Source organism: Klebsiella sp. CN_Kp113, assembly GCF_040064585.1.
GTDB lineage: Bacteria > Pseudomonadota > Gammaproteobacteria > Enterobacterales > Enterobacteriaceae > Klebsiella > Klebsiella michiganensis.
The window spans coordinates 65,969-89,402 of record NZ_JBEAID010000024.1 but is presented as its reverse complement, the minus strand read 5'-3'; the positions used below and the strand labels follow the sequence as shown (position 1 = coordinate 89,402).

General features: G+C 55.2%; 20 protein-coding genes. 14 read left to right on the top strand and 6 right to left on the bottom strand.

The features are described from left to right. Window positions 1–13: 13 nt before the first annotated feature. From cyoA to ABLV30_RS16955, 3 genes are all read right to left on the bottom strand, one after another. Window positions 14–961, bottom strand: coding sequence for a cytochrome o ubiquinol oxidase subunit II (cyoA, locus tag ABLV30_RS16965; protein ID WP_004848249.1), 948 nt, complete (start codon window positions 959–961; stop codon window positions 14–16). 480 nt (window positions 962–1,441) lie between these two features. Then, the gene (ampG, locus tag ABLV30_RS16960) at window positions 1,442–2,917 is read right to left on the bottom strand and encodes a muropeptide MFS transporter AmpG (RefSeq protein WP_025107167.1); all 1,476 of its coding nucleotides are present in this window, start codon (window positions 2,915–2,917) and stop codon (window positions 1,442–1,444) included. 45 nt (window positions 2,918–2,962) lie between these two features. Then, window positions 2,963–3,541 carry a lipoprotein gene (locus ABLV30_RS16955; RefSeq protein WP_004848253.1) on the bottom strand — a complete coding sequence of 193 codons (579 nt, stop codon included), beginning with the start codon at window positions 3,539–3,541 and terminating at the stop codon, window positions 2,963–2,965. Between the two features lie 305 nt (window positions 3,542–3,846). Between ABLV30_RS16955 and bolA the strand changes: the two genes are divergently transcribed. The 9 genes from bolA to ABLV30_RS16910 all read left to right on the top strand — a co-directional run bounded on the left by bolA (window position 3,847) and on the right by ABLV30_RS16910 (window position 14,289). Continuing rightward, the gene (gene bolA, locus ABLV30_RS16950) at window positions 3,847–4,164 is read left to right on the top strand and encodes a transcriptional regulator BolA (RefSeq protein ID WP_004133447.1); all 318 of its coding nucleotides are present in this window, start codon (window positions 3,847–3,849) and stop codon (window positions 4,162–4,164) included. A 347-nt stretch (window positions 4,165–4,511) separates the two neighbouring features. Beyond that, complete coding sequence (tig, locus tag ABLV30_RS16945) at window positions 4,512–5,810, top strand: trigger factor (protein ID WP_004848255.1); 1,299 nt, start codon at window positions 4,512–4,514, stop codon at window positions 5,808–5,810. Window positions 5,811–6,125: 315 nt separating this feature from the next. Next, window positions 6,126–6,749 carry an ATP-dependent Clp endopeptidase proteolytic subunit ClpP gene (gene clpP / locus ABLV30_RS16940; protein WP_003021624.1) on the top strand — a complete coding sequence of 208 codons (624 nt, stop codon included), beginning with the start codon at window positions 6,126–6,128 and terminating at the stop codon, window positions 6,747–6,749. Between the two features lie 132 nt (window positions 6,750–6,881). Continuing rightward, window positions 6,882–8,156, top strand: a complete 1,275-nt coding sequence (gene clpX / locus ABLV30_RS16935; RefSeq protein ID WP_004099538.1) for an ATP-dependent protease ATP-binding subunit ClpX — start codon at window positions 6,882–6,884, stop codon at window positions 8,154–8,156. A 183-nt stretch (window positions 8,157–8,339) separates the two neighbouring features. Continuing rightward, window positions 8,340–10,694: an endopeptidase La gene (gene lon, locus ABLV30_RS16930; RefSeq protein ID WP_004099539.1), complete on the top strand. Its 2,355-nt coding sequence runs from the start codon at window positions 8,340–8,342 to the stop codon at window positions 10,692–10,694. A 208-nt stretch (window positions 10,695–10,902) separates the two neighbouring features. Continuing rightward, a complete protein-coding gene (hupB, locus tag ABLV30_RS16925) occupies window positions 10,903–11,175 on the top strand; it encodes a nucleoid-associated protein HU-beta (protein WP_002444653.1) in 273 nt (90 codons plus the stop codon). Between the two features lie 213 nt (window positions 11,176–11,388). Continuing rightward, the gene (gene ppiD / locus ABLV30_RS16920; RefSeq protein WP_348865631.1) at window positions 11,389–13,263 is read left to right on the top strand and encodes a peptidylprolyl isomerase; all 1,875 of its coding nucleotides are present in this window, start codon (window positions 11,389–11,391) and stop codon (window positions 13,261–13,263) included. A 148-nt stretch (window positions 13,264–13,411) separates the two neighbouring features. Next, a complete protein-coding gene (locus ABLV30_RS16915) occupies window positions 13,412–13,777 on the top strand; it encodes a helix-hairpin-helix domain-containing protein (RefSeq protein WP_025107165.1) in 366 nt (121 codons plus the stop codon). Between the two features lie 110 nt (window positions 13,778–13,887). Continuing rightward, window positions 13,888–14,289 (top strand): YbgC/FadM family acyl-CoA thioesterase, encoded by a 402-nt coding sequence (locus ABLV30_RS16910; RefSeq protein WP_004848264.1) that lies wholly within the window; start codon window positions 13,888–13,890, stop codon window positions 14,287–14,289. A 237-nt stretch (window positions 14,290–14,526) separates the two neighbouring features. Here the strand turns inward: ABLV30_RS16910 and queC are convergent, their stop codons facing one another. Then, window positions 14,527–15,222 (bottom strand): 7-cyano-7-deazaguanine synthase QueC, encoded by a 696-nt coding sequence (gene queC, locus ABLV30_RS16905; protein ID WP_014228183.1) that lies wholly within the window; start codon window positions 15,220–15,222, stop codon window positions 14,527–14,529. Between the two features lie 66 nt (window positions 15,223–15,288). After that, a complete protein-coding gene (locus ABLV30_RS16900) occupies window positions 15,289–16,989 on the bottom strand; it encodes an SgrR family transcriptional regulator (protein ID WP_032748262.1) in 1,701 nt (566 codons plus the stop codon). Window positions 16,990–17,115: 126 nt separating this feature from the next. Here ABLV30_RS16900 and cof point away from each other — a divergent pair, with 126 nt between their 5' ends. Beyond that, window positions 17,116–17,934 carry an HMP-PP phosphatase gene (gene cof, locus ABLV30_RS16895; RefSeq protein WP_014228185.1) on the top strand — a complete coding sequence of 273 codons (819 nt, stop codon included), beginning with the start codon at window positions 17,116–17,118 and terminating at the stop codon, window positions 17,932–17,934. A gap of 46 nt (window positions 17,935–17,980) precedes the next feature. On the opposite strand, the gene ABLV30_RS16890 is transcribed toward cof, so the two are convergent. Then, a complete protein-coding gene (locus ABLV30_RS16890) occupies window positions 17,981–19,033 on the bottom strand; it encodes a PLP-dependent cysteine synthase family protein (protein ID WP_025107161.1) in 1,053 nt (350 codons plus the stop codon). Between the two features lie 115 nt (window positions 19,034–19,148). Between ABLV30_RS16890 and ABLV30_RS16885 the strand changes: the two genes are divergently transcribed. Genes ABLV30_RS16885 through ABLV30_RS16870 form a run of 4 tightly spaced genes read left to right on the top strand, consistent with a single transcriptional unit; the run spans window position 19,149 to window position 23,423 of the window. Next, window positions 19,149–19,607, top strand: coding sequence for an Lrp/AsnC family transcriptional regulator (locus ABLV30_RS16885; protein ID WP_004135994.1), 459 nt, complete (start codon window positions 19,149–19,151; stop codon window positions 19,605–19,607). A gap of 42 nt (window positions 19,608–19,649) precedes the next feature. Next, window positions 19,650–21,422 carry a SmdA family multidrug ABC transporter permease/ATP-binding protein gene (locus tag ABLV30_RS16880; RefSeq protein WP_265800623.1) on the top strand — a complete coding sequence of 591 codons (1,773 nt, stop codon included), beginning with the start codon at window positions 19,650–19,652 and terminating at the stop codon, window positions 21,420–21,422. Further along, window positions 21,415–23,193, top strand: coding sequence for a SmdB family multidrug efflux ABC transporter permease/ATP-binding protein (locus tag ABLV30_RS16875; protein ID WP_025107159.1), 1,779 nt, complete (start codon window positions 21,415–21,417; stop codon window positions 23,191–23,193). The genes ABLV30_RS16880 and ABLV30_RS16875 overlap by 8 nt, the downstream gene beginning before the upstream one ends. Then, the gene (locus ABLV30_RS16870) at window positions 23,193–23,423 is read left to right on the top strand and encodes a hypothetical protein (RefSeq protein ID WP_025107158.1); all 231 of its coding nucleotides are present in this window, start codon (window positions 23,193–23,195) and stop codon (window positions 23,421–23,423) included. Before ABLV30_RS16875 ends, ABLV30_RS16870 begins: the two co-directional genes overlap by 1 nt. Window positions 23,424–23,434: the final 11 nt, after the last annotated feature.

Here is a 23,434-nt window from a genome sequence, read left to right as displayed (position 1 = left end):
CTTCCTCGGCCCCTTAGTGAGCGGTTTCCGCGTGGCTCATGTCCATGCCTTCCATTCCTTCGTGCGCTGCGTGCTCGCCCTCAGGTTGGGTCATATCCATGCTCTTACCGTGAGACATAAATTTGTTAACAACATCTTTAAACAAATCTGGTTTCACGTTAGAGAAGTATTCCACTTTGTTGTATTCGCTAGGCGCAGCCAGTTTGTCGAACGTTTCCATGGAGTCCATGGCGTTCGCAGACTGTTTGGCTTTCGCTACCCACTGATCGAAGGTTGCACGATCCGGCGTGGCGATAGCTTTGAACTTCATTCCTGAGAAGCCCGGGCCGCTATAGCTGGCGGAGATACCGTCGTAAGTACCAGCTTCGTTCGCGATGAGGTGCAGCTGAGTCTGCATCCCGGCCATTGCGTAAATCTGGCTACCTAAACGTGGGATAAAGAACGAGTTCATCACGGAGTTGGAGGTCACTTTGAAGTGTACCGGTACGTTCGCCGGGAAGGCGATTTCGTTGACGGTAGCAATGCCTTGTTCCGGATAGATGAAGAACCATTTCCAGTCCATCGAAACGACTTCGATAGTGATAGGTTTTTCATCGTGAGCAAGCGGTTTGCTCGGCTCTAATGCGTGAGTGGTTTTCCAGGTCAGAACGGCCAGGAACAGGATGATCAGGATAGGAACCGTCCAGACCACAGCTTCCACTTTGTTGGAGTGTGACCAGTTCGGGCTATACTTCGCATCTTTATTGCTCGCACGATACTTCCAGGCAAATCCTACTGCCATCAAGACGGCTGGAATAACGACGATCATCATCAGGCCGAAGGCCGTCAGAATCAGAGAGCGTTGCTCCAGTCCAATCTGTCCTTTTGGGTCGAGGAGTGCAGAATCACAACCACTGAGTAATACAGTGCCTGCGATTAATGACATCCATCCCAAACTTTTATTGTATTTCCTAAGTCTCATTGAACGACCTCAATTCCACGGAATCTGGTGGCGCTTAAAGTGTATGGGCATTTTACGGGAAGGTTGCATTACTGTAAACATAGTTGGAGCTGTGTCTGCTCTATGTTAGCGGCTTCTGCTTGCCCTGTCACATATGTTACGGAGTGTGACATTATCGCTTGCAAACCTTGATTTAGGCGGGATTGATAACGAAAGGGATAAGAACGAAAGGCTTTATAAGAGAATGAGCATAACTACCCGCAAAACAACACAAATAATTAACAATTAATTATCAAATAAAAGACATCGTAAAAGCGGAAAATAAAACCTGCAGAGCTGAATCGGTTAAATTATTTAAAGATTCGCATGAAAATTGTCAATAATTTCCAGAAATCTAAAACGCACAAAACAACAAATCGGCTACGATGAATATAAAATCGTTAATAAGACGTTATAATTACGTTTAGTAATTACAACGTCCACGTACGTTTCTGCGCTGATTTAAATCAGCTCGGTTTTACGTAATGCCAGATAGTCAAGGAAGGCGCCGAGTAAAATACCCGCGACGGCGGTGAGTACGGCGATCTCAAGCAGGCCGGCAAGGAAGGAGAAGTTGGTGTAATCCAGCGCGTTGAGCGCCAGCAGCAGCAGCCAAATCGCCAGCATCAGGCAGCCAGCAGCCAGAATAATTAATGCCAGCCCGTAGGTCTGCGGAAAGCGCGTGCGCGGCATAAAGCTTTCTGAGCGCTGAGTGTGTTCCAGCGTACGCCGGCAAATTAACAGCAGCAAAATCCCCGGCACCGCGGCGACGACGGAAAAGAGATAGAAGGTAGGCCAGCCGTGGGCTTCAACAAACCAGCCGGCGATAGGCCCAACGTACACGCGCCCAACGGCAGAGAGCGCTGAGAGCAGGGCAAACTGGGTGGCTGAAAACGATTTATTGCACAGCGTCATCAGCAGCGCGACGAACGCCGCGGTGCCCATCCCGCCGCACAGATTTTCGAAAAACACCGCCGTCGCCATGGAGAAAAGGTGTTTATCGGTAATTGAGAGCAGCCAATATCCGGCGTTGGATACCCCCTGCAGCAGGCCGAAAATCAGCAGCGCGCGGAACAACGTCAGGCGCTGCATGAGCACGCCGCCGTAAAGCGCGCCGATAATCGTGGCGAACAGGCCGAGCGTTTTATTCACCATTCCCACTTCACCCGCATCGAAACCGACGCCGCGAATCAGGAACGTGGTGGTCAGGCTCATGGCAAACGCGTCGCCAAGCTTATAAAGGACGATCAGCAGCAGAATAAGCCAGGCATTATTGCGGCCGAAGAAGTCGCGCAGCGGTGCGGCGACGGCCTGCTCCAGCGTCTTCGGCACCGGAATAACGTCGCTGGGTTCCGGCGCCAGCAGCGTGGCGATAATGCAGGGGATCAGCAGCGCGGCCATCAGCCAGTACATCCCCTGCCAACCCAGCCAGCGATCGGCCAGCCAGAGCGCCAGCCCGCCGGAGACCAGCATCCCCAGACGATAGCCCAGCACGCTGATTGCCGCTCCGGTGCCTCGCTCTTCCGCGGCCAGCACGTCAGTTTTCCACGCGTCAAATACGATATCCTGAGAGGCGGAACAAAAGGCGATGACCACCGCCAGCGCCGCCATCCAGCGCAGCTGCGTGGACGGTTCAAGGAAACCCATCGCCGCAATGGCGATAAGGAGCAGAAACTGGGTCGCCAGCAGCCAGCCGCGACGACGGCCGAGAAACGGCGGCGTATAGCGGTCCATCACCGGCGACCAGAGGAACTTAAAGACGTAGGCCTGGCCGACGAGCGAGAAAAAACCGATAGTTTTCAGATCGATGTTTTCAACGGTCATCCACGCCTGCAGCGTGCCGGAGGTGAGGGCGAGCGGTAATCCCGAGGCAAAACCGAGGATCAGCAGGATAGCTGATTTTGGCTGCGTGAAAATGCGTAAGTAATGATTAGACATGGCATGTCGTGCAGACCCGGCGCGAAGCCGGGTCTGCGACTTAAATTAACGCGCGTTTTGCTTGATGAAATCGTGAATGCTGGTGTCCTGCGCCATATCGCTAATGGTATCGGTCATGACGCTATTAACCGCATCGGCGATATTTTTATTCGAGGCCTGGAAGGCGCCTTCAACAGAGTAGCTGGCACGATAGTTTTTCGTCATCTTATTGCCGTTGGCGGCAGTGGCAACGATCGCAATATCGGCTTTGGTCGCAATGTTGTAACGCACGTTGCCCTGAGAAACGTCGGCGTACAGTTTATTCACAATGATTTGCAGATCCACGGCGCCGTTCGGGCCAATCATATAGCCACGCGAGGTCATCTGTTTCTCGAGCACTTCCTGCAACAGGAAGCGCAGGTCGCGGGAGGCGGTGAGCGTAACCTGTTGGTTATCGCGGGTGACTTTCGCCAGCGCCTGATCCGGACGCTGATCGGCGCCGTTAATGCTGACGGTCACGCCCATCAGGCTGGGATCCTGCTGTGGCAGGGTGATTTTCGGTGAAACATCAATGGTGGTCGGCGGAGTGGCGCATCCGGCCAGCATAAACAGCGCGACCAAAGGAAAAAGAATTTTCTTAAACATGTTCAGGGTCTCAACGCATGGTGGAGTGGTAATGAGGAAAATTCCCGCCATCATAACATCGCCAACGGCAAGGGGAAGTGGCAACGCATGTAAATTCATCGCCTTGTGCGTTTTCTGTCCTGACTGCATCTCTTATCGCAACGCAGGCAGGGCTTTCAGGACACCGAACCACTAAAGCCGATACTTTTGCATGAAAATATCAGAGGAATGCTAATTTTTTGTTGTTTTCGCCCAATGGAAGCGGTAAAAGCGGCTAACATTTAAAGGGAATGGCGGCAATACAGCGTTGTCGGAGGAGAAAATTCATGATGATACGTGAACAGATCGAAGCAAAACTTAGGGCAGCGTTCGACCCGGTGTATCTTGAAGTCGTGGATGAAAGCTATCGCCACAACGTTCCTGCGGGCTCTGAAAGTCATTTTAAAGTGGTGTTGGTGAGCGATCGCTTCCTTGGCGAGCGTTTTCTTAATCGTCACCGTATGATTTACGGAACGTTGACTGAGGAACTATCAAGCACCGTGCACGCTCTGGCGTTGCATACCTATACAATCAAAGAGTGGGAAGGGCTACAGGATACCGTCTTTGCTTCTCCTCCTTGTCGCGGGGCTGGAAGTATCGCGTAGAAATCGCATTTGCAACCGCTGGAGCTTTTCCAGTATGTTGCGTGAAGATTTATGAGAAAACGGCCTGCGGGCCGTTTTGTTTTGCCTGAAAAATGTGCAATTCACGCATATTTACAGGCAAATTTGCTCGGGAAATGTGAAAAAAGCCGCAGCAGTGGGCGACAACCGTTCTCGACTCACAAAAGTGATGCCGCTATAATGCCGCGTCTTTTATTATGAATGTCTTCGGGATGATTCTGACGACAGGGAATGTGTTTCTGATTTGAAGAGGGCATCCCGGTTCTGCGAAGCAACCTGTTCGCGCTTCCAGAGTTGACCGAGCACTGTGATTTTTTTGAGGTAACAAGATGCAAGTTTCAGTTGAAACCACTCAGGGCCTTGGGCGCCGTGTAACGATTACTATCGCCGCTGACAGCATCGAGAATGCTGTCAAAAGCGAGCTGGTCAACGTAGCGAAAAAAGTTCGCATTGACGGCTTCCGTAAAGGCAAAGTGCCGATGAATGTTGTTGCTCAGCGTTATGGCGCATCTGTTCGCCAGGACGTGCTGGGTGACCTGATGAGCCGTAACTTCGTTGACGCGATCATCAAAGAAAAAATTAATCCGGCCGGCGCGCCGAACTACGTTCCGGGCGAATACAAGCTGGGTGAAGACTTCACCTACGCGGTAGAGTTCGAAGTTTATCCGGAAGTTGAACTGCAGGGTCTGGAAGCGATCGAAGTTGAAAAACCGGTTGTTGAAGTGACCGATGCTGACGTTGACACCATGCTGGATACTCTGCGCAAGCAGCAGGCGAACTGGAAAGACAAAGACGGCGCTGTTGATGCAGAAGATCGCGTTACCGTTGATTTCACCGGTTCCGTTGACGGCGAAGAGTTCGAAGGCGGCAAAGCCTCTGACTTCGTACTGGCGATGGGCCAGGGTCGTATGATCCCGGGCTTTGAAGACGGTATCAAAGGTCACAAGGCTGGCGAAGAGTTCACCATCGACGTGACCTTCCCGGAAGAGTACCACGCTGAAAACCTGAAAGGTAAAGCGGCCAAGTTCGTTATCAACCTGAAGAAAGTTGAAGAACGTGAACTGCCAGAGCTGACTGAAGAGTTCATCAAACGTTTCGGCGTTGAAGATGGTTCCGTAGCCGGGCTGCGCGCTGAAGTGCGTAAAAACATGGAGCGCGAGCTGAAAGGCGCCGTGCGTAACCGCGTTAAATCTCAGGCTATCGAAGGTCTGGTTAAAGCTAACGATATCGACGTTCCGGCTGCGCTGATCGACAGCGAAATCGACGTTCTGCGTCGTCAGGCTGCTCAGCGTTTCGGCGGTAACGAGAAACAGGCTCTGGAGCTGCCGCGCGAGCTGTTCGAAGAGCAGGCTAAACGCCGCGTTGTTGTTGGCCTGCTGCTGGGCGAAGTGATTCGTACCAACGAGCTGAAAGCTGACGAAGATCGCGTTAAAGGCCTGATCGAAGAGATGGCTTCCGCTTACGAAGATCCGAAAGAAGTGGTTGAGTTCTACAGCAAAAACAAAGAGCTGATGGACAACATGCGCAACGTCGCGCTAGAAGAGCAGGCCGTTGAAGCCGTGCTGGCGAAAGCTAAAGTGTCTGAAAAAGCCACTTCCTTCAGCGAACTGATGAACCAGCAGGCGTAATTTCGCCCCAAGGTTTAAGGTTTGAGCAAAAACCCGTTGCCGAAAGGCTGCGGGTTTTTTTATTGCAATGATAGCCTTAGGATGAGTGCGAAAAGGCGATTTCAGTGATAGCGTTACGACAAAAGATTGTTATGCTTGAATTATGGCAACGTCATCCCCATAACCGGGAGACGTAACTGCATTGGCATAATCATGCGCCGTAATGAAGCGTGCATCTATGCACTTCTGCCCTATGGCAGAAATTCTGGCTGATAATCCGTCCGTAAGGTTACAATCAGTGCAGCGGTTTTTTTCAAATTAATCCAGGAGACGGAAATGTCATACAGTGGCGAACGAGACAACTTTGCACCCCATATGGCCCTGGTGCCGATGGTCATTGAACAGACCTCACGCGGCGAACGTTCATTTGATATTTACTCCCGTCTGCTCAAGGAGCGCGTCATTTTTCTGACCGGCCAGGTAGAAGACCACATGGCTAACCTGATCGTGGCGCAGATGCTGTTTCTGGAAGCGGAAAACCCGGAAAAAGATATCTATCTGTACATTAACTCTCCGGGCGGGGTGATTACCGCCGGGATGTCTATCTATGACACCATGCAGTTCATCAAGCCTGACGTGAGCACCATTTGTATGGGCCAGGCGGCCTCAATGGGCGCGTTCCTGCTGACCGCCGGGGCGAAAGGCAAGCGTTTCTGCCTGCCGAACTCCCGCGTGATGATTCACCAGCCGCTGGGCGGCTACCAGGGCCAGGCGACGGATATCGAAATCCACGCCCGCGAAATCCTGAAAGTGAAAGGTCGCATGAATGAACTGATGGCACATCATACGGGTCAATCCCTTGAGCAGATCGAGCGCGATACCGAGCGCGATCGCTTCCTGTCTGCCTCAGAAGCAGTGGAATACGGCCTCGTTGACTCTATTTTGACTCATCGTAATTGATGCCCCAGGCGCAAGGGTGCCGCTATACTTGTTTGAAAGAGGGCGGCACAACGCTTCACAGCGGTTTGCGCCTGAGAATGGCATTTGCGTCGTCGTGTGCGGCACAAAGAACTTAATAAGAGGTTTGGACTCATGACAGATAAACGCAAAGATGGTTCGGGCAAACTGTTGTACTGCTCTTTTTGCGGCAAAAGCCAGCATGAAGTGCGTAAGCTAATCGCCGGGCCATCCGTGTATATCTGCGACGAATGCGTTGATTTATGTAACGACATCATTCGCGAAGAAATTAAAGAAGTCGCGCCGCATCGCGAGCGCAGCGCGCTGCCGACGCCGCACGAAATTCGCCACCATCTGGACGATTACGTTATCGGCCAGGAGCCGGCGAAAAAAGTGCTGGCGGTGGCGGTATACAATCACTACAAACGTCTGCGCAATGGCGACACCAGCAACGGCGTTGAACTGGGCAAAAGTAACATTCTGCTAATCGGGCCGACCGGTTCCGGTAAAACGCTGCTGGCGGAAACGCTCGCGCGCCTGCTGGATGTGCCTTTCACCATGGCGGATGCCACCACCCTGACCGAAGCCGGCTACGTGGGTGAAGACGTTGAGAACATCATCCAGAAGCTGCTGCAGAAGTGCGACTACGACGTACAGAAAGCCCAGCGCGGTATCGTCTACATTGATGAAATCGACAAAATTTCCCGTAAATCGGATAACCCGTCGATCACTCGCGATGTTTCCGGCGAAGGCGTGCAGCAGGCGCTGCTGAAGCTTATTGAAGGTACCGTTGCCGCGGTTCCGCCGCAGGGCGGGCGTAAGCATCCGCAGCAGGAGTTCCTGCAGGTTGATACCTCTAAGATCCTGTTCATCTGCGGCGGCGCCTTTGCCGGTCTGGATAAGGTCATTTCCCACCGTGTTGAAACCGGTTCAGGTATTGGTTTCGGCGCGACGGTCAAGGCGAAGTCTGACAAAGCCAGCGAAGGCGAGCTGCTGTCGCAGGTTGAGCCGGAAGATCTGATCAAGTTTGGCCTGATTCCTGAGTTCATCGGGCGTCTGCCGGTTGTGGCGACCCTGAGCGAGCTGAGCGAAGAAGCGCTGATTCAGATCCTCAAAGAGCCGAAAAACGCCCTGACCAAGCAGTATCAGGCGCTGTTCAGCCTGGAAGGCGCTGAGCTGGAATTCCGCGACGAAGCGCTGGACGCCATCGCTAAGAAAGCGATGGCGCGTAAAACCGGGGCTCGCGGTCTGCGTTCTATCGTTGAAGCCGCGCTGCTTGATACCATGTACGATCTTCCGTCAATGGAAGACGTAGAAAAAGTGGTCATCGACGCTTCGGTTATCGATGGCCAGAGCAAGCCGCTGCTGATTTACGGCAAACCGGAAGCGCAGCAGGCATCTGGTGAATAATTAACCATTTTGCTCAAGCAGTTAACAAAAAGGGGGGATTTTATCTCCCCTTTTATTTTTCCTGCATTCCCGCCGTTGAATGTATGGAATACATCCCCATATACTGGTTTACATATTAACGGCGACGCGTCGTTGAGTTGCGTCGTCGGCTACCTGGCGGACTTTAAACTAAGAGAGAGCTCTATGAATCCTGAGCGTTCTGAACGCATTGAAATCCCCGTATTGCCGTTGCGCGATGTGGTGGTTTATCCGCACATGGTCATACCCCTGTTTGTAGGGCGGGAAAAATCTATCCGTTGCCTCGAAGCAGCCATGGATCATGATAAAAAAATCATGCTGGTTGCGCAGAAAGAAGCCTCGACGGATGAGCCGGGTGTAAACGATCTTTTCACCGTCGGGACCGTGGCGTCTATTTTGCAAATGCTGAAGCTACCGGACGGTACTGTCAAAGTGCTGGTCGAAGGTTTGCAGCGCGCGCGCATCTCTGCGCTGTCTGATAACGGTGAGCATTTTTCGGCGAAGGCTGAATATCTTGAATCGCCGGCCATTGACGAACGCGAGCAGGAAGTGCTGGTTCGTACGGCCATCAGCCAGTTTGAAGGCTACATCAAGCTGAACAAGAAAATCCCACCGGAAGTGCTGACGTCGCTGAATAGCATTGACGATCCGGCGCGCCTGGCGGATACCATCGCTGCGCATATGCCGCTGAAGCTGGCGGACAAACAGTCCGTGCTGGAGATGTCCGACGTTAACGAACGTCTGGAATATCTGATGGCGATGATGGAGTCGGAAATCGATCTGCTGCAGGTTGAGAAGCGCATTCGCAACCGCGTGAAAAAACAGATGGAGAAATCTCAGCGCGAGTACTATCTGAATGAGCAAATGAAAGCCATTCAAAAAGAGCTCGGCGAGATGGACGACGCCCCGGACGAGAACGAAGCGCTGAAGCGTAAGATCGACGCGGCGAAAATGCCGAAAGAGGCAAAAGAGAAAACCGAAGCGGAACTGCAGAAGCTGAAAATGATGTCCCCGATGTCGGCGGAAGCGACCGTCGTTCGCGGCTACATCGACTGGATGGTGCAGGTACCGTGGAACGCCCGCAGCAAGGTCAAAAAAGACCTGCGTCAGGCTCAGGAGATCCTCGACACCGACCACTACGGCCTCGAGCGCGTGAAGGATCGTATTCTTGAGTACCTCGCGGTGCAGAGCCGTGTTAACAAGCTCAAAGGGCCGATCCTGTGCCTGGTTGGGCCTCCGGGGGTCGGTAAAACCTCTCTCGGCCAGTCCATCGCCAAAGCCACCGGACGTAAGTACGTGCGTATGGCACTGGGCGGCGTGCGCGATGAAGCGGAAATCCGCGGTCACCGTCGTACCTATATTGGCTCAATGCCGGGCAAACTGATCCAGAAAATGGCCAAAGTGGGCGTTAAAAACCCGCTGTTCTTACTGGATGAGATCGACAAGATGTCTTCGGACATGCGCGGCGATCCGGCCTCGGCGCTGCTGGAGGTGTTGGATCCGGAACAGAACGTGGCCTTTAACGATCACTATCTGGAAGTGGATTACGATCTCAGCGACGTGATGTTTGTCGCGACCTCCAACTCCATGAACATTCCGGCGCCGCTGCTGGATCGTATGGAAGTGATCCGTCTCTCCGGCTACACCGAAGATGAGAAGCTGAACATCGCCAAACGCCACCTGCTGTCAAAACAGATTGAGCGTAACGCGCTCAAAAAAGGCGAGCTGACGGTAGATGACAGCGCGATTATCGGCATTATCCGCTACTACACGCGTGAAGCGGGCGTGCGTGGTCTGGAGCGCGAAATCTCGAAACTGTGCCGTAAGGCGGTAAAACAGCTGCTGCTGGATAAATCGCTGAAGCACATCGAGATTAACGGCGACAACCTGCATGACTTCCTTGGCGTGCAGCGCTATGACTATGGCCGGGCGGATAGCGAAAACCGTGTGGGTCAGGTGACGGGTCTGGCGTGGACGGAAGTGGGCGGCGATCTGCTGACCATTGAAACCGCCTGCGTTCCGGGTAAAGGTAAGCTGACCTATACCGGTTCACTGGGTGAGGTGATGCAGGAGTCTATCCAGGCTGCGCTGACCGTGGTGCGTTCGCGTGCGGATAAGCTGGGTATCAACTCAGACTTTTACGAAAAACGCGATATTCACGTGCACGTACCGGAAGGCGCTACGCCGAAAGATGGCCCAAGCGCAGGTATCGCGATGTGTACCGCGCTGGTTTCCTGTCTGACGGGCAATCCGGTGCGCGCCGATGTGGCGATGACCGGGGAAATTACCCTCCGTGGCCAGGTGTTGCCAATCGGTGGTCTGAAGGAAAAACTGCTGGCCGCGCACCGCGGCGGCATTAAGACTGTTCTGATTCCTGATGAAAACAAACGTGACCTTGAAGAAATTCCAGATAACGTTATCGCCGATTTAGATATCCATCCGGTGAAACGAATCGAGGAAGTTCTGGCACTTGCACTGCAGAACGAGCCGTTTGGTATGGAAGTCGTCACGGCAAAATAGTGATTTCGCGCAAATTGCGCTAAGAAAAATAGGGCTGGTAAGTAAATTCGTACTTGCCAGCCTTTTTTTGTGTAGCTAACTTAGATCGCTGGCAGGGGGGTCAATTACAACTCTGTTGTAAGGGCATGACAGTCCTGATATAACTGCTGCGCGGTCGCGCCACGAAGGATTCTGGTGCGATATAAATTATAAAGAGAGGAAGAGAACAGTGAATAAATCTCAACTGATTGACAAAATTGCTGCCGGTGCGGACATTTCTAAAGCCGCAGCTGGACGTGCGTTAGATGCTTTAATCGCTTCTGTTACTGAATCTCTGCAGGCTGGGGATGACGTTGCGCTGGTAGGGTTTGGTACTTTTGCTGTTAAAGAGCGCGCTGCCCGTACCGGTCGCAATCCGCAAACAGGCAAAGAAATCACCATTGCTGCTGCTAAAGTACCGGGTTTCCGTGCAGGTAAAGCGCTGAAAGACGCGGTAAACTGATCGACTTCCCCACTGGGGTCTGTGACGAAGTACAAGGGCGCATCGTAAGATGTGCCTTTTTTATTTGCCAGAATGAGACTTAATGTGACTTTATACGCACTTGTGGGCTGACAATTACCCCGTTTTCTTGTCAAAATACGTCCTCACGCGCGGCGGCCATCACATGCTATGCTGCGCGAGCTAAAGTCATCTACAGCGGAGCGTTGTTACACCATGATGGACAACCTACGCACGGCCGCCAACAGCGTCGTGCTCAAGATTATTTTCGGTATCATTATCGTCTCGTTCATTTTGACCGGGGTGAGTGGTTACCTGATTGGCGGTGGTAACAACTATGCCGCAAAAGTTAATGACCAGGAGATTGGTCGCGCACAGTTTGAAAATGCCGTTGCCAGCGAGCGTAATCGCATGCAGCAGCAGCTTGGCGACCAGTTCTCAGAACTGGCGGCCAATGAAAATTACATGAAGACCATGCGTCAGCAGGTGCTGAACCGTCTGATTGACGAGGTGCTGCTCGATCAGTATGCCCGTGAGCTGGGTCTCAACATCAGCGACGACCAGGTGAAGCAGGCTATCTTCCAGACCCAGGCTTTCCAGGCGGATGGCAAATTTGATAACGAGCGCTTCAGCCGTATTGTTAATCAGATGGGGATGACGACGGATCAGTACGCGCAGGCGCTTCGTAATCAGCTGACGACTCAGCAGCTGATCAACGCCGTAGCCGGTACCGACTTTATGCTGCCGGGCGAATCCGACCAGCTGGCGGCGCTGGTTTCTCAACAGCGCGTCGTCCGTGAAGCCACTCTCGACGTGAACGCGCTGGCGGCGAAGCAAACCGCTACCGACGATGAAATCAACGCGTTCTACCAGCAGAACCAGGCGCGTTTTATGGCGCCTGAGCAGTTCCGCGTCAGCTACATCAAGATGGACGCTGCCAGCATGCAGGAAAACGTCTCTGACGAAGAAATTCAGTCATGGTACGACCAGCATCAGGATCAGTTCACTCAGCCGCAGCGTAACCGCTACAGCATCATCCAGACCAAAACCGAAGCGGATGCGCAGGCGGTGCTTGATGAGCTGAAGAAAGGCGCTGACTTCGCCACGCTGGCCAAAGAAAAATCAACCGACATTATCTCTGCCCGCAACGGCGGTGATATGGGGTGGCTGGAAGATGCGGCGACTGTGCCAGAGCTGAAAGAGGCCGGTCTGAAAGAAAAAGGCCAGCTTTCTGGCGTAATTAAATCCTCCGTTGGGTTCCTGGTTGCCCGCCTGGACGATGTTCAGGCAGCACAGGTTAAACCACTGGCTGAGGTTCGCGACGATATTGCGGCGAAAGTGAAGCAGGAAAAAGCCCTGGATGCGTACTATGCCCTGCAGCAGAAAGTGAGCGACGCGGCGAGCAACGATAACGAGTCGCTGGCGGGCGCAGCCCAGGTTGCCGGCCTCAAAGTGGTTGAAACCGGCTGGTTTGGCCGCGACAGCCTGCCGCAAGAGCTGAATTTCAAGCCGGTCTCTGAAGCTATCTTCAACGGCGGCCTGGTGGGCGAAAACGGCACGCCGGGAAGCAACTCCGATATCATCACCGTCGACGGCGATCGCGCGTTTGTTCTGCGCATCAGCGAGCATAAACCGGAAGCGGTGAAACCGCTGGCGGATGTTAAAGCGCAGGTGAGCGATATTGTTAAGCACACGAAAGCGGAACAGCAGGCGAAGCTGGATGCCGACAAGCTGCTGACGGCCCTGAAAGAGGGCAAAGGCGATGAAGCGATGAAAGCCGCAGGCCTGAGCTTTGGTGCGCCGCAGACGCTGTCACGCACCGGTCAGGAAGCGCTGAGCCAGTCTGTCTTTGCACTTCCGCTGCCGCAGGCGGGTAAGCCAAGCTACGGCGTGGGCTCCGATCTGCAGGGCAACGTGGTGCTGCTGGCGCTGGACGAAGTGAAAGCGGGTACGATGCCGGAAGAGCAGAAAAAAGCGATGATTCAGGGGATCACCCAGAATAACGCCCAGATCGCTTTCGAAGCGCTGATGAGCAACCTGCGTAAAGCGGCGAAAATTAAGCTCGGCGACATTATCGATCAGCAACAATAATTACGTGCTGCTTCGCAAAAGCAAGTAACGTAATGTCATTCTCAAAGGCCGCTTTCGCGGCCTTTTCCATTTCTGCATTTTGCCTTTTGTACTCTTTTTCCTTCGTCGCTATCGTGACCTTGCTGTCTACAAACAAGGAGATAACATCATGAAACGAGGAATGAAAACGCTTATTGCCGCCGTACTGGTTTGCGCGGCGGGGAGTCAGATAGCGCAGGCGGCGCCTTCTGCCGGCAAAGCGTCGGCGCCGGTAAAGGAAAGCGTGCAGTCGCCGCAGGCAAAAGCGCCGGATGCGTTAAATGCGGCGGATAGTGAAGGCACCAGGGTGAGTATCAATAACGCCAGCGCGGAAGAGCTGGCTAAGGCGCTGAATGGCGTCGGCCTGAAGAAAGCGCAGGCTATAGTGAGCTATCGCGAAGAGTACGGGCCATTTAAAACCGTTGACGATCTTAAGCAGGTGCCCGGAATGGGCAACTCGCTGGTAGAGAGAAATCTGTCACATCTGAAGCTGTAAATTTTCAGCGAAAGTTTGCACAGTCGTCATTATTTGCCAGACTGAAGAGGTCATGCCAGTGGTGTGACCTCTGACCTCAAAACAACAATTAAAGATAAGGCATTTGCGCTATGCAGACACAAATCAAAGTTCGCGGCTATCATCTGGATGTCTATCAGCACGTTAACAATGCGCGTTATCTGGAGTTTCTCGAAGAAGCGCGTTGGGATGGCCTGGAAAGCAGCCCGGCCTTCCACTGGATGACCGCTCGCAACATCGCCTTTGTGGTGGTCAATATCAATATCAACTACCGCCGACCGGCGGTACTAGGCGATGTATTAACCGTCACCAGCAAGCTCGAACAGCTGAACGGAAAAAGCGGGACGTTAAGCCAGGTGGTCACCCTCAACCCTAATGGCGAAGTGGTCGCCGATGCGCTTATCACTTTTGTCTGTATCGATCTAAAAACGCAGAAAGCGCTGCCGCTTGAGGGCGAACTGCGGGAGAAGCTGGAGCAGCTTGAGCCTCGCTAACAGGCCAGCCGGAGGGGGATGTCCCGGAGGCGGTGCTGCGCACCTGTCCGGGCTACTTTTCCTCAGCTGTCTGCGATCCGGTAGCGCGGGCTACGCGTTCTCAGCAGCCTGCGATCCGGTAGCCCGGGCAGGCGCACAGAAAGTGGCAGAACTTCCCCGAAAGCGCTTCTGCGTATCTGACCGGGCTATGCATCGTGAGCCGCCTGCGATCCCGCCACGCCGTCGGGAAGTAACCGGTTACTGGAGCCCGGTTTTCTGCTTCATCACCGTCATCACCCCAACTTTATCGCCCAGATACTGGCTCAGCCCGTTGGCGCGAAGATTACAGGCGGCGCACTGCCCGCAGCCGTCGCCTTTAATGCCGTTATAGCAGGTAAGGGTTTCATGGCGCACCAGGTCAAGCTGGCCCCAGTAATCGGCCAGGGCCCATGTTTCGGCTTTATTAAGCCACATTAGCGGCGTCTCAAAGCGAATATCTTTCGCCATACCGAGGCTGACGGCATGGTGCAGCGCTTTCACGAACTCGTCGCGGCAGTCCGGGTAGCCCGAAAAGTCGGTCTCGCAAACGCCGGTGATAATAGCTTCCGCCTTCACCTGATACGCGTAAATGGCCGTCAGGGTTAAAAACAGAATGTTGCGCCCGGGTACGAAGGTATTCGGAATGCCGCTGGCGTCCGGTTCATAATCCGGAACCGGAATGCTATCGCGGGTCAGGCTGCTGACCGCCAGTTCGTTAAGCAGGGTGACATCAAGGACTTTATGGGCCACGGCCCCCAGCTTTAGCGCCAGTTCGCGAGCAACGTCAATCTCCGCGCGATGACGTTGGCCATAATCAAAAGTGACGCAATGCACTTCATCATATTGTTGCAGAGCCTGCACCAGGCAGGTCGTCGAATCTTGTCCTCCGCTGAAGACAACTACGGCGCGTTTCATGGTAATTCCTGACAATCGAAGTGAGGCGCATATGGTAGCGCCTGATGAACGTGACCACCAGCCCCGTCACGGCGCAGAGGCCGGTAGCCAGGCGCTGGCGAAATCAAACCAGCCGCGCGCGTTTAGCCGTAGTCCGTTGACCCCCGGCGGCGCGCTGATGCGATAATTATAATTGAACAGCGGCGTCATGATGGCATCGTCCATCAGACTGTTAAAGACGTTGCGCAACGCTTCGCTACGGCTGCGTTCGTCCGGTAAGGCCTGAACGGCATCCAGCGTCGCCTGGAGATGCGCATATTGCGCCCCGGTCAGCAAATTAGGCCACAGCACGTCGCAGCGTAGCCACTGCTCCAGCGCATAGACCGGCGCTTCGCCAATCAGGCGGTCGCCCATCATCAGGTCCGCCTGTGCAAACTGCTGGCAGCCATCCCAGTTTTTCGCATCATGGAAAATAATCGTCAGCTCACAGCCCAGTTCCGCCAGCCGTTGACGAAGCCGATCCGCCATAGCGTGTAGCTCTACGGGGAGGTGATAGAGCAGCGTAAGCCGTTCGGGCAGAGGGGTACTATGATTTTCAGGCCACTGCGGAATAGACCAACCCGGCAATACTTCGTTGCTGGGCGCGATCAGATCCTCATCCAGCGGCAGGGTTTCTAACAGGGTGGAGCGATGAATCAGCGAGACCAGCCTTTGCGCCTGCGCTTTGTTAAGACGAGGGCTCTGGCGCAGCGTCAGATAGCAAAAGCCGAGGCTAATACTGTTGCTGACCTGACGTAGTCTGGTCAGCTCGTCAGGATCGCCAATGGTTATCTGTACCGGATGACGACAGCTGGTGCCCAGATCCTGCTCGAACAGCTGCGGCGTGATCCAGTATTCCACGGCCTGCAGCAGCGGGTGAGTGAGATGATAGCGCTGATGGTTTTCCAGCCGCACCAGGTCCGGAGTAAATCGCTTCAGGCGAAACGGTCCACTGCCGATCGCCGGATCGTCAGGATGCGCCAGCACGCTGCAGTAGCTGGCAAGGCGGAACGGCAGCCAGTAATCGGCGCGATGCAGGGTGATAGTCAGACACTGGGAGTGGGTGACGCTAATTTCGCTGATACTGGCGAACAGCGTGCGCAGCGCAGGCAGCTGCAGCAGCATCAGGAGCCGCTGCTGCAGCTGTGAGGTTTTAATCGGATCGCCGTTGTGCCAGAACAGGGTAGAACGAATATAAAAGTGCCAGCGCAGGCCGTCAGGCGACACCTCCCAGTGATGGGCTAAATCGCCTATCGGACAGGTACTCTGCGCATCAAATCGGGTCAGACCGGAAAATATCTCCCCGGCCAGGTGCTGCTCCGCGCGTCCCGGCATAAAACCCGGGCGCAGCGGCTCCAGCGGACGGTAGTAAGGAATACGCAGGGTCGGCGTATTGTTCTGCCATTGGCCGCCGAGAAAGGGGGAAAGCAGCGCTTTAAGCTCCACCGGCGCCAGCTGGGCCAGTTCGAGGGCATTTTGCTGCTGCCCTTTATTCAGCGCCTGCTCCATCATCTCATTGCGCAGCGCTTCCGGCGCTTTATAAAACTGGAGTAGCCCGCGCTTTCCGCGACCGGAGCTGGCCTGCCAGCTTAGCCAGCCGGACTCTTGCGCCTGACGTAGCAGGGTTCGAATGTGGCGTTCGCTGCAAAAGCAGCGTTCGGCCAGCTCGCCGACGGTTACCTGCTGCGGCTCTCCGGCGGAGGGCTGCCAGAGTCGCTGGTACTGATGCAGACGGTTTAATAGCCTCATCGCTGTGTAATCCTGCGTAGATTGGTAAACCCGGAACAATAAAATTTATCTATTCACTATTACTTCCGTATATCTCAGGCAATACTGCAACACAAGCAAAATCCACCACGATTTGGGGAGCAGAAGATGGCAAGACTGGCTGCATTCGATATGGACGGTACGCTACTGATGCCGGACCATCGTCTGGGAGAAAAAACGCTTTCGACGCTCAAACGTCTGCGTGATCGCGATATCACCCTGACTTTCGCCACCGGTCGTCATGCTCTGGAAATGCGCCACGTTATCGGCGAGTTCTCTCTGGATGCGTTTTTAATCACCGGCAACGGGACGCGCATTCACTCTCTGGAAGGTGAGGAGCTGTATCGCCGCGATCTGGCTCCCGATGTGGCGGAAGAGGTGCTGCACAGCGCCTGGGAAACCACGGCCAGTATGCATTTCTTTAACGACGGCGGCTGGTACACCGGGCAGGCGATCCCGGAATTACTGAAAGCGCACGTCTTTAGCGGTTTTCGTTATCAGCTGTACGATCCAAAGCGAATGCCGGCGCATCAGGTCACTAAAATCTGCTTCTGCGGCGATCATGACGATTTGCGGCGGCTAAGGCTTCAACTGAGTGAAGCGCTGGGCGGCAGAGCGGATCTCTGTTTTTCGGCGATGGATTGCCTTGAAGTGTTGCCTGGCGGCTGTAACAAAGGCGCGGCGCTGGCGGTATTAAGCCAGCATCTGGGGCTGACGATGCAGGATTGTATGGCGTTCGGTGACGCCATGAACGACCTGGAAATGCTCGGCAGCGTCGGGCGCGGCGTGATTATGGGCAATGCGATGAATCAGCTGAAAGCGGAACTCCCACATCTACCGGTTATTGGCGACTGCCGTCATCAGGCCGTCTCCCACTTTTTGACTCATTGGCTGGATAATCCCGATCTTCCTTATTCCCCCGAATAAAGAGACCCTGCCAGCAAGCCAGATATCCTGTGATATCTGGCTTCTTTTATTTTGCCTGCAGCATGTCGGCGATTTGTGCCTGCCATGAGGAGATATCGCCAATATTGGCCGCTACCCACTGCGGGTTGTAGTAGGTTTCCAGATAACGTTCACCGCTGTCGCACAGCAGCGTGACGAGAGAGCCGGTGCGCCCCTCTTCGCGCATCCGCACGGCCAGCTGCAGTACGCCCCACATGTTGGTGCCGGTGGAGGCGCCGACCTTACGTCCGAGCAGCGTTTCCAGCCATAGCGCGGTGGCGACGCTGGCGGCATCCGGTACCCGCAGCATCTCATCGACCACGTCGGGAATAAACGACGGTTCGACGCGCGGGCGGCCGATGCCCTCAATTTTACTGCCGACCGGGCTGCGCAGGCTGGCGTCGCGGCTCTGCCAGTAGTCCATAAACACCGAGTTTTGTGGGTCAACCACCAGCAGCTGCGTATCGTAGCCCTGACTACGAATGTAGCGTCCGATGGTGGCAGAGGTGCCTCCGGTGCCCGCGCTCATCACGATATACGACGGCTGCGGATGCGGCTCGTGGTTCATCTGACGGAAGATACTGTCGGCGATATTATTGTTTCCCCGCCAGTCGGTCGCCCGTTCGGCATAGGTAAACTGATCCATATAATGGCCGTTCAGCTCGCGGGCCAGGGTTTCGGAGGCGGCATAGATTTCGCAGGCGCTATCGACGAAGTGGCAGCGGCCGCCGTAGAACTCAATTTGTTCAATTTTACGTTTTGCCGTACAGGAAGGCATCACGGCGATAAACGGCAGGCCTAAGAGACGGGCGAAGTAGGCTTCAGAGACGGCGGTCGAACCGGAAGAGGATTCGATAATCGTTGTCCCTTCTTTAATCCAGCCGTTGCACAGACCATAGAGAAACAGCGAGCGGGCCAGGCGGTGCTTCAGGCTACCGGTTGGATGGGTGCTTTCATCCTTCAGGTAGAGCTGGATCCCCGGGAACCCCGGAAGCGCCAGACGAATAAGGTGCGTGTCGGCGGAACGCTGATAATCGGCATTAATTTCACTAATCGCGTGTTTAACCCAGGCGCTGTTCATCTTAAATTCCTGTTTGTCATTTTGTGCCCAGCTTAGCGGAAATCGAAGGAAAAATTGTTGCCATTTAGCCTTTCAATTACAATGAATGGAGTAAATTTTTCTCCCAAGGTGCCCTATGTTAGATAAAATTGACCGTAAGCTGCTTTCTTTACTGCAAACCGACTGCACCCTCTCTTTGCAGGCGCTGGCCGATGCCGTTAATCTGACCACCACGCCCTGCTGGAAGCGCCTGAAGCGGCTGGAAGACGAAGGTATTCTGCGTGGGCGCGTCGCGCTGCTGGATGCGGAAAAGGTCGGGCTTGGGCTGACGGCGTTTGTGCTGATTAAGACTCAGCACCACAGTAGCGACTGGTATTGCCGCTTCGTCAGCGAAGTCACGCAGATGGCGGAGGTTCTCGGTTTCTGGCGTATGGCGGGGGAGTATGATTATCTGCTGCGGGTCCAGGTGGCGGATATGAAGAACTACGATGATTTTTATAAACGCCTGGTTAACAGCGTGCCGGGGCTCTCGGATGTCACTTCGAGTTTTGCCATGGAACAGATAAAATACACCACTGCCTTGCCGATTGATTAACGGCATCAGCCGCTACGAATTACACACTCAGGATTTAACTGCTTGCGATTATTTGCCCAACTTAGCTGGTATTTCCGCCGGGAGTGGCGTCGTTACCTCGGCGCTATTGCTCTGCTGATCGTGATTGCCATTCTGCAACTGGTGCCGCCAAAGGTGGTGGGTATCGTGGTTGACGGCGTAACAAAACAACATTACACCGCGGAAAAGGTGTGGATGTGGATCGGCCTGCTGGTCGTTATTGCGGTGATGGTCTATCTGCTGCGCTACGTCTGGCGCGTATTGCTTTTCGGCGCCTCTTATCAGCTGGCCGTCGAACTGCGCGAGGATTTCTATCGCCAGCTCAGCCGCCAGCATCCGGCCTTTTACCTGCGCCATCGTACCGGCGATCTGATCGCTCGCGCCACCAACGATGTGGATCGGGTGGTGTTCGCCGCCGGCGAGGGGGTATTAACCCTGGTTGACTCGCTGGTCATGGGCTGCGCGGTGCTGATTGTCATGTCGACGCAAATCAGCTGGCAGTTAACTCTGCTGGCGCTGCTGCCCATGCCGCTGATGGCGCTGACGATTAAGCGTAACGGCGATGCATTACACGAACGCTTTCGCGTCGCGCAGGCGGCCTTCTCCAGCCTCAACGACCGCACCCAGGAGAGCCTGACCAGCATCCGCATGATCAAAGCCTTTGGCCTCGAAGACCGACAGTCGGCGCTGTTTGCCGCCGACGCCGCGGATACCGGGTCGAAAAACATGCGCGTGGCGCGTATCGACGCCCGCTTTGACCCGACGATTTATATCGCTATCGGGACCGCTAACCTGCTGGCCATCGGCGGCGGCAGCTGGATGGTGATTCAGGGCAGCCTGACCCTGGGTCAGCTCACCAGCTTTGTGATGTACCTCGGCTTGATGATCTGGCCAATGCTGGCGCTGGCGTGGATGTTTAACATCGTTGAGCGCGGTAGCGCGGCCTATGCGCGCATTCGCACTATGCTGGAGGAGGCGCCGGTGGTGAACGACGGCAGCGAGCCGACGCCGGAAGGGCGCGGTACGCTTAGCGTCGCCGTGCGCGAGTTTATCTACCCGCAGGCGAACAAGGCCTCGCTGGAAAAGGTCAACTTTACGCTCCAGCCCGGGCAGATGCTGGGGATTTGCGGGCCGACCGGGTCCGGCAAGAGCACCATTCTGGCGCTGATTCAGCGTCATTTTGACGTCACCGAGGGCGATATCCGCTTCCACGACGTTCCCCTGACCCGGCTACAGCTGGATAGCTGGCGCGCCCGGCTGGCGGTGGTTAATCAGACACCGTTCCTGTTTTCCGATACCGTCGCCAGCAACATCGCACTCGGTAAACCGGACGCCACGCAGGAGCAAATCGAGCACGTTGCGCGGCTTGCCAGCGTGCATGAGGATATCCTGCGCCTGCCGCAGGGGTATAACACCGAAGTCGGCGAGCGCGGCGTGATGCTTTCCGGTGGGCAAAAACAGCGTATTTCCATCGCCCGCGCGCTGCTGCTGGAGGCGGAGATCCTGATCCTTGATGATGCGCTGTCGGCGGTGGATGGCAGAACGGAGCACCAGATTTTGCATAACCTGCGGCAGTGGGGAGAGGGGCGGACGGTGATCATTAGCGCCCATCGCCTGTCGGCGTTGACCGAGGCCAGCGAAATTCTGGTGATGCAGCACGGGCATATTTCCCAGCGCGGTCGCCATGAGGCGCTGGCGGCGCAGCCGGGCTGGTATCGGGATATGTACCGTTATCAGCAGCTGGAAGCGGCGCTGGATGATGTCCCGCAGGAAGATAAGGAGGTCGCCGGTGCGTAGTTTCACTGAACTCTGGCCGACCTTAAAGCGCCTGCTGGCCTACGGCTCCCCGTGGCGTAAACCGCTGATGATAGCGGTTGCCATGATGTGGGTTGCGGCGGTGGCGGAAGTCAGCGGCCCGCTGCTGATCAGCTACTTTATCGACAATATGGTGGCGAAGCACTCGCTGCCGTTGAAGCTGGTCTGCGGTCTCGCTGTGGCCTATATCGGCCTGCAACTTCTTGCCGCTGGCCTGCATTACTGCCAGGCGCTGCTGTTTAATCGCGCGGCGGTCGGCGTGGTGCAGCAGCTGCGCAGCGATGTGATGGACGCCGCGCTGCGTCAGCCGCTCAGCGAGTTTGATACGCAGCCGGTCGGGCAGCTCATCTCGCGGGTTACCAACGATACCGAAGTGATTCGCGATCTCTATGTGACCGTGGTGGCGACCGTGCTACGTAGCGCCGCTTTGATTGGCGCGATGCTGGTGGCGATGTTCAGCCTTGACTGGCGGATGGCGCTGGTAGCTATCGCTATTTTCCCGGCGGTGCTGATCGTGATGATGATTTATCAGCGCTACAGCACGCCCATCGTCAGGCGGGTGCGCGCCTGGCTGGCGGACATCAACGACGGTTTTAATGAAGTGATTAACGGCATGGGCGTCATCCAGCAGTTCCGCCAGCAGGCGCGGTTCGGCGAGCGGATGCGCGAGGCCAGCTACGCCCACTATCTGGCGCGTATGCAAACCCTGCGTCTTGATGGCTTCCTGCTGCGCCCACTGCTGAGCCTCTTCTCTTCATTAATTCTCTGCGGCCTGCTGATGCTGTTTGGTTTCAGCAGCAGCGGAACGATCGAAGTCGGGGTGCTATACGCCTTTATTAGCTATCTTGGGCGACTGAACGAGCCGCTGATCGAGCTGACCACCCAGCAGTCAATGCTGCAGCAGGCGGTCGTGGCGGGCGAGCGCGTCTTCGAGCTCATGGACAAACCGCGTCAGGCGTGGGGTGAAGATAGCGAGCCGCTGCGCAGCGGGGCGATGAGTATCGATCATGTCTCTTTTGCCTACCGCGACGATAGCCTGGTGTTGCAGGATATTAATCTCGATATCCCGTCCCGCAGCTTTGTGGCGCTGGTTGGTCATACCGGGAGCGGTAAAAGCACCCTGGCCAGCCTGATGATGGGCTACTACCCGTTAACCCAGGGAGAGATTCGCATCGACGGTCGTCCGCTTTCTTCCTTAAGCCACAGCGCGCTGCGGCAGGGGATTGCAATGGTGCAGCAGGATCCGGTGGTGCTGGCTGACACCTTCTATGCCAACGTCACCCTCGGTCGCGACATCAGCGAAGAGCAGGTGTGGGAAGCGCTGGAAGCGGTACAGCTGGCGGCGCTGGCCCGTGAAATGGAAAACGGTATTTATACGCTGCTGGGCGAGCAGGGGAATAATCTCTCCGTTGGCCAGAAACAGCTGCTGGCGCTGGCGCGGGTGCTGGTCGATACGCCGCAGGTGCTGATTCTTGATGAGGCGACGGCCAATATCGATTCCGGTACCGAGCAGGCGATTCAGCAGGCTCTGGCTCGGGTCCGCGAGCACACCACGCTGGTGGTGATTGCGCACCGCTTATCGACCATCGTCGAGGCCGATACGATCCTGGTACTGCACCGCGGTCAGGCCGTTGAGCGCGGAAGTCACCAGCAGCTGCTGGCGGCCAGAGGCCGCTACTGGCAGATGTATCAGCTGCAGCTGGCTGGCGAAGAGCTGGCGGCCAGCGCGCAGGAAGAGTCGCTTATCGCCTGATGCACCATAAACAGGCAGCGGCGCCGCCGCGGCCTGAGGTGGTGCAAAATCGTCACAAGCTGCGCACTGAAATGGTGCAGTTTCAGGCAAAAGAGGCATTTTGCCGCTTCGTTTCCGCCGAATTATTCTCCTTCCTCCTCAAAAAGGGCCGCCTGGCGGTCCTTTTTCATTTCTGGCATAGCCCTTGCTTTATTAGAAACGTGTTAGCTGCGGCCATTACCGAATTCTGACTGGAGGGGAC

Bases quoted from the DNA above. Each gene is read 5' to 3' on its own strand.
- ABLV30_RS16900 (WP_032748262.1), bottom strand. From the start codon at position 16,989: ATGAGGCTATTAAACCGTCTGCATCAGTACCAGCGACTCTGGCAGCCC.
- clpX (WP_004099538.1), top strand. From the start codon at position 6,882: ATGACAGATAAACGCAAAGATGGTTCGGGCAAACTGTTGTACTGCTCT.
- lon (WP_004099539.1), top strand. From the start codon at position 8,340: ATGAATCCTGAGCGTTCTGAACGCATTGAAATCCCCGTATTGCCGTTG.
- ABLV30_RS16870 (WP_025107158.1), top strand. From the start codon at position 23,193: ATGCACCATAAACAGGCAGCGGCGCCGCCGCGGCCTGAGGTGGTGCAA.
- cof (WP_014228185.1), top strand. From the start codon at position 17,116: ATGGCAAGACTGGCTGCATTCGATATGGACGGTACGCTACTGATGCCG.
- queC (WP_014228183.1), bottom strand. From the start codon at position 15,222: ATGAAACGCGCCGTAGTTGTCTTCAGCGGAGGACAAGATTCGACGACC.
- ampG (WP_025107167.1), bottom strand. From the start codon at position 2,917: ATGTCTAATCATTACTTACGCATTTTCACGCAGCCAAAATCAGCTATC.
- ABLV30_RS16915 (WP_025107165.1), top strand. From the start codon at position 13,412: ATGAAACGAGGAATGAAAACGCTTATTGCCGCCGTACTGGTTTGCGCG.
- tig (WP_004848255.1), top strand. From the start codon at position 4,512: ATGCAAGTTTCAGTTGAAACCACTCAGGGCCTTGGGCGCCGTGTAACG.
- ABLV30_RS16910 (WP_004848264.1), top strand. From the start codon at position 13,888: ATGCAGACACAAATCAAAGTTCGCGGCTATCATCTGGATGTCTATCAG.
- ppiD (WP_348865631.1), top strand. From the start codon at position 11,389: ATGATGGACAACCTACGCACGGCCGCCAACAGCGTCGTGCTCAAGATT.
- cyoA (WP_004848249.1), bottom strand. From the start codon at position 961: ATGAGACTTAGGAAATACAATAAAAGTTTGGGATGGATGTCATTAATC.
- clpP (WP_003021624.1), top strand. From the start codon at position 6,126: ATGTCATACAGTGGCGAACGAGACAACTTTGCACCCCATATGGCCCTG.
- ABLV30_RS16885 (WP_004135994.1), top strand. From the start codon at position 19,149: ATGTTAGATAAAATTGACCGTAAGCTGCTTTCTTTACTGCAAACCGAC.
- bolA (WP_004133447.1), top strand. From the start codon at position 3,847: ATGATGATACGTGAACAGATCGAAGCAAAACTTAGGGCAGCGTTCGAC.
- ABLV30_RS16890 (WP_025107161.1), bottom strand. From the start codon at position 19,033: ATGAACAGCGCCTGGGTTAAACACGCGATTAGTGAAATTAATGCCGAT.
- ABLV30_RS16955 (WP_004848253.1), bottom strand. From the start codon at position 3,541: ATGTTTAAGAAAATTCTTTTTCCTTTGGTCGCGCTGTTTATGCTGGCC.